This is a genomic window from Chryseobacterium nakagawai (assembly GCF_900637665.1).
GTDB classification, from domain to species: domain Bacteria; phylum Bacteroidota; class Bacteroidia; order Flavobacteriales; family Weeksellaceae; genus Chryseobacterium; species Chryseobacterium nakagawai.
Window position 1 is genome coordinate 5,089,683 of record NZ_LR134386.1, and the last position, 14,236, is coordinate 5,103,918.

At 35.4% G+C, this 14,236-nt stretch carries 13 protein-coding genes and 1 tRNA gene; all 14 read right to left on the reverse strand.

Going from position 1 to position 14,236, the window contains the following annotated elements:
- Positions 1-135: 135 nt before the first annotated feature.
- On the reverse strand, positions 136-504 hold the full coding sequence (gene rplL / locus EL260_RS22890) for a 50S ribosomal protein L7/L12 (protein ID WP_045501110.1): 369 nt from the start codon (positions 502-504) through the stop codon (positions 136-138).
- A gap of 46 nt (positions 505-550) precedes the next feature.
- Positions 551-1,138, reverse strand: coding sequence for a 50S ribosomal protein L10 (rplJ, locus tag EL260_RS22895; RefSeq protein ID WP_123857799.1), 588 nt, complete (start codon positions 1,136-1,138; stop codon positions 551-553).
- Positions 1,139-1,155: 17 nt separating this feature from the next.
- Positions 1,156-1,848, reverse strand: a complete 693-nt coding sequence (gene rplA / locus EL260_RS22900; RefSeq protein WP_045501112.1) for a 50S ribosomal protein L1 — start codon at positions 1,846-1,848, stop codon at positions 1,156-1,158.
- Between the two features lie 11 nt (positions 1,849-1,859).
- The gene (gene rplK / locus EL260_RS22905) at positions 1,860-2,306 is read right to left on the reverse strand and encodes a 50S ribosomal protein L11 (RefSeq protein WP_047099700.1); all 447 of its coding nucleotides are present in this window, start codon (positions 2,304-2,306) and stop codon (positions 1,860-1,862) included.
- Positions 2,307-2,598: 292 nt separating this feature from the next.
- The gene (locus EL260_RS22910; RefSeq protein WP_123857800.1) at positions 2,599-4,227 is read right to left on the reverse strand and encodes a T9SS type A sorting domain-containing protein; all 1,629 of its coding nucleotides are present in this window, start codon (positions 4,225-4,227) and stop codon (positions 2,599-2,601) included.
- Between the two features lie 143 nt (positions 4,228-4,370).
- Positions 4,371-5,927 (reverse strand): tetratricopeptide repeat protein, encoded by a 1,557-nt coding sequence (locus EL260_RS22915; protein ID WP_123857801.1) that lies wholly within the window; start codon positions 5,925-5,927, stop codon positions 4,371-4,373.
- A 168-nt stretch (positions 5,928-6,095) separates the two neighbouring features.
- Positions 6,096-6,740 carry a hypothetical protein gene (locus EL260_RS22920; protein ID WP_232534819.1) on the reverse strand — a complete coding sequence of 215 codons (645 nt, stop codon included), beginning with the start codon at positions 6,738-6,740 and terminating at the stop codon, positions 6,096-6,098.
- Positions 6,741-6,770: 30 nt separating this feature from the next.
- Positions 6,771-7,409 carry a hypothetical protein gene (locus tag EL260_RS22925; protein ID WP_123857803.1) on the reverse strand — a complete coding sequence of 213 codons (639 nt, stop codon included), beginning with the start codon at positions 7,407-7,409 and terminating at the stop codon, positions 6,771-6,773.
- Positions 7,410-7,419: 10 nt separating this feature from the next.
- On the reverse strand, positions 7,420-8,040 hold the full coding sequence (locus EL260_RS22930; RefSeq protein ID WP_123857804.1) for a hypothetical protein: 621 nt from the start codon (positions 8,038-8,040) through the stop codon (positions 7,420-7,422).
- Positions 8,041-8,733: 693 nt separating this feature from the next.
- Positions 8,734-9,276 (reverse strand): transcription termination/antitermination protein NusG, encoded by a 543-nt coding sequence (gene nusG / locus EL260_RS22935; protein ID WP_123857805.1) that lies wholly within the window; start codon positions 9,274-9,276, stop codon positions 8,734-8,736.
- 18 nt (positions 9,277-9,294) lie between these two features.
- Complete coding sequence (gene secE / locus EL260_RS22940) at positions 9,295-9,501, reverse strand: preprotein translocase subunit SecE (RefSeq protein WP_002976410.1); 207 nt, start codon at positions 9,499-9,501, stop codon at positions 9,295-9,297.
- A gap of 12 nt (positions 9,502-9,513) precedes the next feature.
- Positions 9,514-9,584 (reverse strand) — tRNA-Trp (locus EL260_RS22945).
- A 55-nt stretch (positions 9,585-9,639) separates the two neighbouring features.
- On the reverse strand, positions 9,640-10,845 hold the full coding sequence (tuf, locus tag EL260_RS22950) for an elongation factor Tu (RefSeq protein WP_123857806.1): 1,206 nt from the start codon (positions 10,843-10,845) through the stop codon (positions 9,640-9,642).
- 266 nt (positions 10,846-11,111) lie between these two features.
- Positions 11,112-14,210 (reverse strand): efflux RND transporter permease subunit, encoded by a 3,099-nt coding sequence (locus EL260_RS22955; RefSeq protein WP_123857807.1) that lies wholly within the window; start codon positions 14,208-14,210, stop codon positions 11,112-11,114.
- Positions 14,211-14,236: the final 26 nt, after the last annotated feature.

The following is a 14,236-nucleotide window of genomic DNA, read 5'->3' on the forward strand; positions in this document are numbered from 1 at the left end:
AACAAAATATAATAAAATACACTGTAAAAATATTCAAATACACTTATAAATAAAGTGTAGAATATAATTAGTGTTTACAACAAAAAAGCCTGAGCTAATTGCTCAGGCTTCTTATATTTATAATAAAATTGAAAATTATTTCAATTCTACTTCAGCACCAGCTTCTTCTAATTGCTTCTTAAGAGCTTCAGCTTCGTCTTTAGAAACACCTTCTTTGATTGCAGAAGGAGCACCGTCTACGATATCTTTAGCTTCTTTAAGACCAGCACCAGTTAAATCTTTTACTAATTTAACGATAGCTAATTTAGAAGCACCTGCAGACTTAAGAATTACGTCGAATTCAGTCTTTTCTTCAGCAGCTTCACCTGCACCACCTGCAGCAACTACTACAGCAGCAGCAGCTGGCTCAATTCCGTACTCATCCTTAAGGATAGTAGCTAATTCGTTTACGTCTTTTACAGTTAGGTTTACTAGCGTTTCAGCTAAATTTTTTAAATCTGACATTGTTGTAATGTTTTTGTTGATTATTTATTTAATTTTTTGAGTATAATTATTCAGCACTTGTTTCTTCAGTGCTTTCTGCAGCAGCTTCTGGAGCTTCAGCAGCAGGAGTTTCTTCTACCGCAGGAGCAGCTTCTTCAGCTTTAGCTTCTACAGTTTCAGGTTTGTTTTGAAGAGCAGAAACAACTCTCTGGATTGGAGACTGAAGTAATCCGATGATTTCACCGATCATTTCTTCTCTAGACTTGATGTTAGCCAACATGTCTAGGTTGTTGTCACCAATATAGAAAGTTTCTTGAACAAAAGCAGACTTTAAAGCTGGCTTTTCTTCTTTCTTTCTGAATCCTTGGATAAGTTTCGCAGGAGCATTAGCTGTATCAGCAATCATTAATGCTGTGTTTCCTTTGAAAGATGGGAACATTTCAGAGTAATCTACTCCTTCAATTTGTTCCATTGCTTTTTGTAAAAGTGTATTTTTTACTACTTTCACTTTGATATTTTGCTTGAAAGCCTGTCTTCTGAAATCTGAAGATTTACCAGCGTTCAAACCGTCTAAATCTGCTACGTATACTACTTTTGCATCCTGAAGCAAATCTTTGATCTCTTGTATTGCTACAACTTTTTGGTCTTTTGTCATTGTCTTAAGGATTATTATTAGTTAACAGATTTAGTATCAATTGCAATACCTGGGCTCATTGTAGAAGACAAATAGATAGACTTCACATAAGTTCCTTTAGCAGCAGTTGGCTTCATTTTGATCAATGTAGAGATCAATTCCTGCGCATTTTCTTTGATCTTAGCAGCATCGAAAGATACTTTACCAATACCAGCGTGGATGATACCATACTTGTCTACTTTGAAATCAATTTTACCTGCTTTCACCTCAGTTACTGCTTTACCAATTTCCATGGTTACAGTTCCTGATTTAGGGTTAGGCATTAAACCTCTTGGACCTAATACTCTACCTAATGGACCTAATTTACCCATTACAGCTGGCATAGTAACGATAACGTCAACATCTGTCCAACCATCTTTAATTTTTTGTAAATATTCGTCTAGACCTACATAATCAGCACCAGCAGCTTTAGCTTCTGCTTCTTTATCTGGAGTTACTAAAGCCAAAACTTTAACATCTTTACCAGTACCGTGAGGAAGAGATACAACACCTCTTACCATTTGGTTTGCTTTTCTTGGGTCTACACCTAATCTTACAGCGATATCTACAGAAGCATCAAACTTTGCAGTGTTCACTTCTTTTACAAGAGCTGAACCTTCTTCAAGGTTATAGATTCTTCCTTTTTCTACTTTGCTTAAAGCTTCCTTTTGCTTTTTAGTCAATTTTGCCATTTCTAATAGTTTTAAGCGTTAAAAGTTGGTTTAGTTCCTGTTACTCTTAATCCCATAGATCTAGCAGTACCTGCAACCATAGAAACAGCAGAGTCCATTGTAAAACAGTTAAGATCCGCCATTTTATCTTCAGCGATTTTCTTTACTTGTTCCCAAGTTACAGAACCTACTTTGTTTCTGTTTGGTTCACCAGAACCTCCCTTGATCTTAGCCGCATCCATTAACTGAATTGCTGCAGGTGGAGTTTTAATAACGAATTCAAAAGATTTGTCTTCGTATACTGTAATTACTACAGGTAAAACTTGCCCTGGCTTATCTTGGGTTCTTCCGTTAAATTGCTTACAAAACTCCATGATGTTCACACCTGCAGAACCCAATGCTGGACCTACTGGTGGAGAAGGGTTAGCTGCGCCACCTTTCACCTGAAGCTTTACCATTTTAAAGACTTTCTTAGCCATTGTTTGTTTTTTAAATTTGAATAATTAATGAGTTTGGAAGCATTTATTATTCAGCAGCTTATCGCACTCACTTATGATAAGCCTGCTTTTTGGACTGCAAAAGTATAAAATATTTTTGAAACTACAAACGGATATTGCTGATTTTTAAAAAGTTTTAAAAAAATAATTGATATTCAGAAGTTCATATTTCAGATTTCATGCTGGTCAATATGTTTCATTATCTATTAAAAGGAAAAGAGAACAGATTCCTGCTCTCCCTTCTTCCTTATTAAACTATTACTATTATGGAAAATTATTTTTTGATCAACTTCAGGCTTTCTTCTTTTTCTTTCATCTTTAAGATATAAGTTCCTTTTATAAGATCTCTAACATCAATAAGTCCTTGTTTCATAAATCCAGATTTCACAAGTTGTCCAGCTGTATTATAAATTTTGAAATCCTGATCTTTTAATCCATCTATATGAATAAGATCTACTGCCGGATTTGGGTAAAGCTTAATATTGCCTTTTTTCCCTGAAACATCTTGTGTCCCCATCGTACCATCAGGAAAAATTAGATTCTGTGCATAAATTCCCGTTGGAGCCTCTTCTGTATTTTTAGTTTCCTTAAACACGATTACTGCTTGTCCATTGATTGGCCTTAAAACGGTTGTATAAGCTTTAGATGCAGGAAAGGTTGCCATTGGAAGATAGTGCTGCGCCCATTCAAAATCGCCGCTATCTTTTAACAGAACAGCATTCAGAGATACATTAAGTGCAGTACCTTCTTTTTTCTGTACCACAAAAAAGGGTTTATCATTTACCAGCTGTAGATTACTATAATGGAACATAGATGTGTTATCTACCGGAAATACTTGCTTGGCATTATCAGTAAACAATCTGGTCCCCGTATTTTTATCGAATTTCTGTACAAACTCTCCATTTTCTCCCTGAGAAGAAGAACTATAATTTGCAATAGACCAGATGTAAGGAGATCCTTGTGTAAAAGCGACCTTCATATCTTTTTCAAAATAAGTCTGATTGGTATCAAAATCCACTCCGGAAACACCCCATGGAAGAGAACCATCTGGATTGACTCTTTGAAGAAATCCATCAAATCTCATATTCTCACCGGTACTATAGCCATAATACACCACATCCCCATCTACTGCCCCTGTATATTTTGTATTATAAACTGTAGATTTAGCAGTAATCTGTTGAGGGATATCCCAAATCAATGTACCACTTTTCAGATTTATCTTTTGGGCAAACAAATAACTGGTAGTACCAAACGATATTTGCTTATGAAAAATAAGCTCACATTCATCTCCGCTCAGTTTAAAGAGATCAGCAGGTATTGTATTTTTGGTAAGATCATTTGAAACAACCTGAACAGGATTTGCCCATACTGGCTGGCCATTAACATCAAACATCTGTACTTTAGTATATTTTTGGCTTGGAGGAAAGTATCCAACCACAATATTCCCTTCAGGCAATGGCAGAATTGTTGGTAAATAAGCTTCTCCCAAGCTAATTCCGGTTGGCCATTCCGAGATACCTTGAGGAGTAATTTTAAAAATATACCCTGGAGTTCCCGCACCGGTTCCAGTTACCCCGATGTAAAGGTTATCTGATGTATCTACAGCTGTTTTTTCTACAACGGTGTAAGTTCCCATTGGAATCTGATCTGTAACTTTAATTCCATTTGGTCCTAATTGTTTATTTCCATTTTGATCCAAAATTTGCACCCAAAGTTCAAAATTAACCGGGGCCGGTACACTTTTCCAGAATCCAATATAAGTTTTTCCATCACTCATGGTTTCAGCAAAAGAGCTCCCACCTACACTGGTTATCAATAGATTTTGATCCAATGCGGGATTCCATTGTGCTTTTCCCATAAAACCTATGGAGAGACCTATAAAAAGAATAAGTAATTTTTTCATTGTGATATTGTTTTAAATAGGAGACAAAGGAATACAATGTCACCCATCCTTATTAAAAATACCACACACAATTACCACACAACAGAAAAAAAACACCACATCATCTCCACACACTAAAATGTAAACAACTATAATACAATTAATTAAAATTCATTCAAATATTGAGCAAGATCTTCTTTAGTATTGGTAAGATTCATTTTTTTCCTTAAGCGTGTTCTTGAATTTTCAATTGTTTTTGGCGTTACATTTAGTAAGTTTGAAATTTCTTTTGTAGATAATTTAAGTTTCAGCATCGCCGCCAATCGTTTGTCATAATTAGTCAATCCAGGATGTTTGCAATCCAGATTTTCGTAAAACGATTCATGGATATTCAGAAAATGGTACTCAAAATCTCCCCATGAATCATTTTTAGTATTCAGCTTAATTTCATTGATAATCCTAGAAACCTCATTGATTTCGCTGTCTTTAAGTTTAGACTTCAGAACATTTATCCGCTCCAGCAACGATTTAAAGATCTCCTCTATTTTAGATTGCTCCATTGACTTATAGACCAGCATTTTTTCTTTCATCTGATTATCTATTTCAAGTTGTTTTTCTCGGTTCTCAATCAGTTTTTTTTCAAGACGGAGCTTTTCTGCTTTGTTTCTGAAATTAATCAGCAATAAAACGCTGATTACTATAAACAACAGGAGAATAATAAACAGAACTACATACAGCATGTTCTTTTTATCCTGTTCTATTTTATCCAGCTTATTTTGCAGTTCATATTCGTGCTGTACTTTCAGTCGTTCTACATTCACTGCTTTTTCTTCTATATTCAACAGCTCTCGGATAGAATCATATTTTTTAAAAGTTTCTACAGAATGTTTATAATCTTTATTCAGCTGAAAGGCTTTATAAAGGGTTCTTAAATAATTTGTATTATCAAAATTTACTCCGTTAGAAATTATATATTTTCCTACATTTTGAGCATAGAGTAAAGCTTTTTCAGGATTTTGGGTTTCTATATAGAAGTTAGCTAGATTGTAATTAACCTGATAATTTGATTTATGATCTTCAATAGTATTCTTTTTTAAAATAGTATTGGCTTCAAGCAGATAATTTTCTGCCTTAATCTCATTCCCTTCAAGAAAGTTAAGCTTACCAAAATTTGAAAATACAAATGCTTTTAAAACCGGATTATCATAAGTTTCAAAAGATTTCAATCCTTCTTCAAAATAGTATCTTGAAGAATCCAATTTCGACAAAACCAAATAGGCATTTCCTAAGTTATTAAGCGCTTTGATAGTTTCTGTTTGCCTTTTTTGTTTTTGATAAAAGCTCAAAAGCTTTTTATAGTAAGTAACAGCTTTCCTGGTATCATTGAGCTGCGAATAAATATAAGCGAAAACCCCATCTATTTTAGCTGTTTTTTCTTCATCTTTCCCCCAAAATATATGATAAGCTTTGTTTAAATAATCCAATGCCAGATCAAAATAATTTACATCGCTGTAGATTTTCGCTGCTTCAAGATAAAAATCTCCCAAATCATCATCACTTACACTTTTTTTTGCTTGTTGTATATTAATTTCTGCCTTTTTCCAATCTTTGAACTTTAGCTCATTGGCATTGTTCATATGTTGTTCATATTCCTCCTTCTGCCCATAGCACAATACAAATGAAAACAGCAGCAGCCATATAAAAGACAGTTTTTCTCTCATTCCCTGTATAATTCCATATAAAATTATAAAATCATTTGAGAAAATGACAATTAATCTATAACCAAAGCTAAAAATATACAAACATTATAAAAAAGATAAAGATTATTAAAATGAAAAACCAGTCTAATTATTAATAGACTGGTTTCTTAAAATCAATTTTATTTTACATTAAAAACCGGATGGTTTATTAATCGTTTGAGTAGAACCATCAGTGCCTCCTAGATTGGCATTAACATCATTGATGTTATGTTTTGTAATAAGTCTTTTGTAGGCCATTAGATAAAGATCCACTGTAAAATTATTGTATGTTCTTGATGGACCTCCTGAGATATTGGCAATAATTCTACTATCTGTAAATCTTGCCCTGATATGCCAGGTTCCATTACTTTTAAATGCAACTACATCTGGAGATCCCTGCTTGTTATCATTTGTTCCATTGTCACCATAATCAAGCATCACATTAGTATTTCCATTATTAAGTTTGAAAGAATAATTGTGCAGCACAACCAGAAAATTATTTACATCTATTTTAGTATCATAATCTGCAATTCCTGCCCCTGAAACATTGGTAAGCGTAAGTTTAATATAATTGAATAATCCACTGCTTTCTAAATTCGGATCGTATAGTTGCAACGCGTTTTCTGAAGTTGCCAGAAAACTTCCCCCTGTCATGGTAGGTTCTCCAGGATTTCTAAGATATAGCGAGTTCATATATGTTTTTCCGTTTACATCAAGTGTTTCTGTAGGTGTATCTGTTTTAATTCCTACTTTACCGGTCTGAGCATTCAAAAGTACACCCAGTCCTATCATCATTGTAATATAAATTTTTCTTATCATATTGTATTATTGAAGCCCAAGAGGCGTATTAGTTGATACTCCGGAAAAAGATGCTCCAGCTGATACTGAACCGGAAAATGTTCCCCAGTCTTTGATCAGAGATTTTTCAAACACATTTAATGTAAGCGTCCAGGTTCCGTTTTGCGAAGACACAGTTCCAGCTCCTTTAAAACTTAAATTGATAGCCTGATAGCTTTTTCCTCCTTTTTCCACTTTAGTTACTTCTGTAGAATACGCTCCGTATAATCTTGAAGTTGCAGTTGTAGTTGCTGATACTGCATCTGAGAATATTGCGCCGGTAATAGCTACAACATACTTATCTGCATCCAATCCTGTATTGAGGTTAATAACTTCATCTTGTTTTACATTTTTTAAAACTACAGTATACATATTGACAGGAGCTACATTACGAAGCGTGATATCAAGAAGTTTCACTTTTCCTACAGGAGAAGTATCTTTTGAACGGGTAAGCAGTAAATAATTTCCTCTTGCGGTTGCATTTTCGGTATCCACCAAATAAGATTCTACCAGAGTTTCCCCTTCAACATCAAGAGTTCCTTTTGGATTAGCTGTATTAATTCCAACTTGTGCACTTAAGCCTAGAGAAGCAGCTGCTATAAAGAATAGTGAGATAATTTTTTTCATATAAGTGTTTTTATTGAATTAGAGGAGCTGCAGCAGCACCAGTTGTAGAAGATCTTAAGTCCTGGGTAGAATTGATTTCCTTTGCATAAGATCTATCATAAACTAACAAATTAAGGGTCCATTCACCAGTAGGCAAATTGGAAGTTGGAGAAAATCCTTCATAGTCAGCTTTCAATTTCCAGGTACTCCCAGTTGAATAGGCAAATATCTGAGGAACCGGAGTCAGCCAGTCTGCAGTATTCGTTCTTACAGGTTGAGTAAACCCAAATGAAGAAATGACCACTAAAAATTTTTTAGAATTGATCTTTGTATCAAACTCTTTTACCCAATCCTTATCTGAGGGATCACAGGTGATTTTAAACTGAATGATATTGATGGGGGCCGGGGAATTCGGAACAAAGGAATCATTGTATGCCGTAATTTTATTTTCCGGTGCCGGAGATTTGATAATAAAAGTATAATTTTCATCTGCTCCCAATTTCTCCATGGGCTTTTTGAAAACAATACCGGATGTCTTCATCGTTCCGTTTACTGTCAGTTCCTTTTCAGGCTTTGAAGTATTAATTCCAACCTGCGCATTCATTAATACTGCTGAACCTGCTAAAAGGATCATCGAAATAATTTTTGTCATTGTCGATTATGTGTTTGTAAGATTTTTATTAGCCACAATTCATTAATCACATTTAAAGTTTTAATTAAAAAACATTAAATCTGCTGTACATCTGTAAACAGTGTACTTAATGAAAAAACAATAAGTTTTGTGGGTTAATTACCGGATAAGTTACAAGAATTATGCCATCAAAAATAAATTAACCTTCTCAAATACCGTTAAACAAAGGGAAAAACCAATTTTATCCCAAAAAAGTGAGTATTAAACACTGCCAAATCCCTTCATAGAAGCCATTAACACTAATTAATAATTTAATAAAAAAAACTATTGAAAATTATAAAAAATAAAATAAAAGAGAGTAAATCAGGCGCTTTTTTAGCAATATTGAAATTTAGAAATGAGCACCGCTGAAAAGGATTCAAGTCTGATATCTTATATTCATTACCTATACCCTGTATCTTATTTTGCTTAAAGCAATGGGATGGTTTATTTGATCAATGAGTTAGAGCATTGCTATTAAAGTTTGAGTTAGCATATATTAAATCTAGATAAACAGGGAATACAAAGCCTTGCTTTGAAATAAGATACCATATGGAAAAGAATAATTTATATTATGAAAGTATCCAACCTCCATTGCTTTATCATTTTTCTGAATTATTAACAATAAAAAAAGACTGCTTAATAGCAGTCTTTTATATCTTATATAAGTAAATATTATACTTTTTCTACTTGCATGTAGCTTAGTTCCATTGGAGTTTTTCTACCGAAGATTAATACAGAAACTTCAATTTTCTTTTTGTCTTCAAGAATCTTCTCAACTGTACCATTGAATCCGTTGAAAGGACCATCGATCACTTTTACGTTTTCACCTACTACATATGGAATCTCAACATCGCTTGCGAATTCTGAAAGTTCATCCATTCTTCCAAGCATTCTGTTCACCTCTGATTTTCTCATTGGAACAGGATCTCCTCCTTTGGTTAAACTTAAGAAAGAAATAACTCCAGGGATATTTTTGATAACGTGAGGAATCTCTCCCATCAGTTCAGCTTCAATCATCAAGTATCCAGGATAGTAAGGTTTTTCTTTAGGAACTTTTTTTCCGTTTCTAATTTGAATAACCTTTTCCATAGGAATAACCACTTGAGTAACGTACTGTTCAAACCCTAAACGTTTGATTTCTGTCTCAATATAGCTTTTCACTTTATTTTCCTGTCCGCTGATTGCTTTCAGCACATACCATTTCAATTCGCTCATTATGGGAAAATACTTTAATTAGTTGAACAAGTTGATTAGCATTCCAATGATGTTGCTGATTGCTTTAGAAAACAATTCATCAACTCCAAAAGTAAATAAAGCCAAGATCACTGTCGCAATAGTCACTACAATTGTAGACGACTGAAGGTCAGCCCATTTTGGCCATTCAACTTTATGTCTGAATTCGTTATAAGAACCTTTTAAAAAATCGACAAATGAACTCATAATTTATATTTGCACGGGCACAAGGATTCGAACCCTGATCAACGGTTTTGGAGACCGGTATCCTACCATTGGACGATGCCCGTAGTTAAAAAAGCTTCCGAGAGTTTCCTTTCGGAAGCTTTATTTATTTTAAGATGATTAGTCTAAGATTTCAGTAACCTGACCTGAACCAACTGTTCTACCTCCTTCTCTGATCGCGAATCTAAGACCCTCGTTAAGAGCGATTGGTTGTAACAATTCTACAGTGATCTCTAAGTTATCACCAGGCATTACCATTTCTACACCTTCTGGTAAGAAGATCTCACCTGTAACGTCAGTAGTTCTTACGTAGAACTGAGGACGGTATTTGTTGTGGAATGGAGTGTGACGTCCACCTTCTTCTTTAGAAAGGATATAAACAGATGCTTTGAATTTTTTGTGTGGCTTCACAGAATCTTTCTTAGCGATTACCATACCTCTCTTGATGTCAGTTTTTTCAATACCTCTCAACAATAGACCTACGTTATCACCAGCTTCACCTCTGTCTAGGATTTTTCTGAACATCTCAACTCCTGTAATTGTAGAAGTTAATTTTTCATCACCCATACCTACGATATCAACTGGGTCACCAGTGTTGATAATACCAGCTTCAATTCTACCAGTTGCTACAGTACCTCTACCTGTAATAGAGAATACGTCTTCGATTGGCATCAAGAATGGCTTATCAGTATCTCTTACTGGCTCGTCAATCCACTCATCAACTGCATCCATTAATGCTTCAACAGTTTTGAACCACTTATCTTCTGAGTCACCATTAGTAGCTGCAGTAAGTGCTCCAAGAGCTGAACCTTGAATTACTGGAGAGTTATCTCCATCAAAGTCATAAGTAGCTAATAGATCTCTAAGTTCCATTTCAACAAGCTCTAACAATTCTGGATCATCCACCATGTCAACTTTGTTCATGAAAACAACGATCTTAGGTACGTTTACCTGACGGCAAAGTAGGATATGTTCTCTAGTTTGAGGCATTGGACCATCAGTTGCAGCACATACTACGATAGCTCCATCCATTTGAGCAGCACCAGTTACCATGTTCTTAACATAGTCGGCGTGACCTGGACAGTCAACGTGAGCATAGTGTCTTTTTACAGTTTCGTACTCGATGTGAGCAGTATTGATAGTGATCCCTCTTTCTTTTTCTTCTGGAGCAGAGTCAATTGAAGAGAAGTCTTTTTTCTCAGCAAGACCTTTGCTAGCTAATACAGCAGAAATAGCAGCTGTAAGAGTAGTTTTACCATGGTCAACGTGACCAATAGTACCAATGTTCAAGTGTGGTTTGTTACGATTAAACGTTTCCTTTGCCATGATTTAAAATTATTTATTTATTGTTTTTCAAATTTTCGGTGTGCAAATATAATGAATTTTTAAATACCAAAAACTTTTTATTCAAAAAACTTTCAATATTCTCATCCAATGAAGGACAAACCTTATATTTCGATGCATTGAGACTGCAAATTTACATATTTTTCCCGATTCAAAAAAACTTTCTGATACCTTTTACAGCTCCTTTAACAGAAAAGCCTGAAATACAGAATATTTCAGGCTCAATTAATATATAAAATGAAAGGTAATCAGGCTTTGGATACCCTTTTAGTCCTGTTAAAAATCCAGAAAATAATAGGAAAAATAAGCAACGTAAGTACTGTGGCTGTTATAAGTCCACCAATAATTACAATGGCTAAAGGTTTTTGAGATTCGGACCCGATCCCTGTGGACAATGCTGCCGGCATCAATCCTATAGATGCCATAAGAGCAGTCATAATAACAGGTCTGGTTCTGGATTTTACTCCACTTAATATCGCATTATCTATATCCAGTCCATTTTTAACATTCTGATGAAATTCTGTAATCAAAATAACTCCGTTCTGTATACATATTCCCAACAGGGCAATCATTCCTACTCCTGCAGAGATTCCGAAATTAATTCCGGTAACATGTAAGGCAATAATACCTCCAATCAAAGCAAAAGGAACATTCGCCAAAACCAAAAGAGAATCCTTCATATTTCCAAACAAGATAAACAGAAGGAAAAAGATCATCAGAATACTTACCGGAACCACCTGAGTTAATCTGTGTGAAGCACGTTGTTGGTTCTCAAACTGACCTGTCCAACCTACTGAATATCCATCTGGCAGTTCAACAGTAGATACTTTTTTCTGGGCATCTGCAATAGTACTTCCCAAATCACGATCCCGGATTGAGAATTTCACTCCAATATATCTTTTAATATTATCTCTGTAAATAAATGCAGCTCCATTATCTTTAACAATAGTACTGATCTCTTTTAAAGGGATTTTTGCGCCGTCCTGGGTAGGAACCATCAATGCTGCAATATCATTCTCATTGGTCCTGTATTCCTGAGAGTAACGAAGTCGGATCGGGAACTTTCTTTCTCCATCAAACATTTCAGAAGCGGTTTTTCCCCCAAACGCCATTTCCAGTACAGCCTGCGCATCAGCCGGCATTACCCCATAGGCAGCCATTTTATCTCTGTCTAAAACGACACTTACTTCCGGCTGGCCGATATTTTTAATAATTCCCGGATCTTTTACTCCTTCAACATCTTTAATCTTACCTAAAATCTCATGAGCCAATTTGTCTAAGGTTTCTAAATTATCTCCGTAGATTTTGATCCCATTTTCTGCTTTAAAACCGGCTACAGCTTCTGCCACATTATCTGAAATCGGCTGCGAATAGTTGAAGGTAATTCCCTGGTAACTTCTTAGCTTTTGATCAATTTCATTGATAAGTTCATCATAAGTGATTTTTCGTTTCCATTCTTCTCTTGGTTTTAGATTTACAGCAAACTGCACGAATCCGAATCCATTCGGGTCTGTACCATCATTACTTCTTCCTGTCTGGGCCAAAACATCTGTTACTTCAGAAAAACTCATAATATCCTTTTTCAAAAGATCTGCTGTTTTTAGAGATTCTTTCAATGATGAGCTCATTGGCATTTCTGCAGTGATCCAAAGTGAACCTTCATTAAGCTGTGGTAGGAATTCTGTTCCAAGGAATTTTCCTGAAAATAATGTTACTGCAAGAAACGAAATAGCAACAATCATACTTGTTTTTTTATGCTTAAAGGTTAAATTAAATCCTTTTAGCACAATTCTATCCCAGAAATTAACAAACGGGTTATTTTTTTCTCTTACATTTTTATTTAAAAGAATATGAGAAAGAACAGGAACTAATGTTAAAGTAAATATCAATGCTCCTATCAATGCAAATCCCAAAGTAAATGCTAAAGGCGAGAACATCTTCCCTTCTACTTTCTGGAATGAGAAAATTGGAATCAGGGAAGTAATAATAATCAGCTTTGAGAAGAAAATTGCCTTTCCTAAACCAGTTCCGGTCTGTTTGATCCAACCTCCTTTTGCCAGTTTATTGAATTTTTCCATTCCATATTTATGTGCCTTATGGTCCAGCATTACAAAGAGTCCTTCCACCATGACGACGGCTCCATCAATGATAATCCCAAAGTCTACAGCACCCAGAGAAAGCAGGTTGGCACTCATTCCGGCCAGTTTTAAACATAAAAATGCAAACAATAAGGATAAAGGAATGATGATAGAAACAATCAACGTGGTTCTCCAGTCTGCCATAAAGATCAAAACGATCACAGTTACCAATACAATTCCTTCAATTAAGTTATGCATTACCGTGTGTGTAGTGAAATCCATCAGGTTATCTCTGTCATAGAAAGTCACCATTTTTACATCTTTCGGCAGGATCTTTTCGTTCAGCTCTTTAATTTTGGCTTTTACCCCTACCAGAACTTCTCTTGGATTCTCACCTTTTCTCATCACTACAATTCCTTCTACGGTATCATCATGATTATTCAAGGCTGCCTGTCCTACCCTAGGCATAGAGCTTTCATGAACTTCCGCCACATTTTTTACCAGAACAGGATTTCCGCTGTCATTCTGAATGGTAATATTTCCGATATCTGCGATAGATTTTACCAAACCTATTCCTCTTACCACATAAGCCTGTCCATTTTTTTCAATCACATCTCCACCCACATTCAGATTGCTCTTGGTAACAGCATCATATACCTGAAGGGGAGTCAGATTATATTTATCCAGTGCTCTGGGATCGATACTTAATTCAAATACTTTGTCCTGTCCTCCGAAAACATTAATATCCGCTACCCCAGGCACTCCTCTTAGGGCACGGTCTATCACCCAGTTTTGCAGGGTTAGCAGTTTACGGGAATCTTTTGTTTTGCTTTCCAGCGTATATCTAAAAATTTCACCGGTTGGCCCGTAGGGTGGTTGTACTTCAGGATCTACCTCATCAGGAAGGCTAATGGTTCTTAATTGGTTATTGACCTGATTTCTGGCAAAAGTATCATCCACCCCATCGTCAAACAGAATTTTAACAATGGAAAGTCCAAACATCGTAGTACTTCTCACACTGGTTTTCTTCTGAACCGGGCTCATCGCCAATTCTATGGGGGTAGTAACAAAGCGTTCTACTTCCTCTGCACTACGCCCATTCCATTGAGTAATGATTACAATCTGGGTATTGGTAACGTCCGGAAAAGCTTCAATAGGCATGTTTTTGAAACTTATAAATCCGGCAATCGCTAAAATAGCCACCCAGATAAAGGTAAATGCTTTATTCTTTAATGAAAAAGCGATTATATTTTTTATGAATTTATTCATGATAGATACATTGATGACCTAAAAAA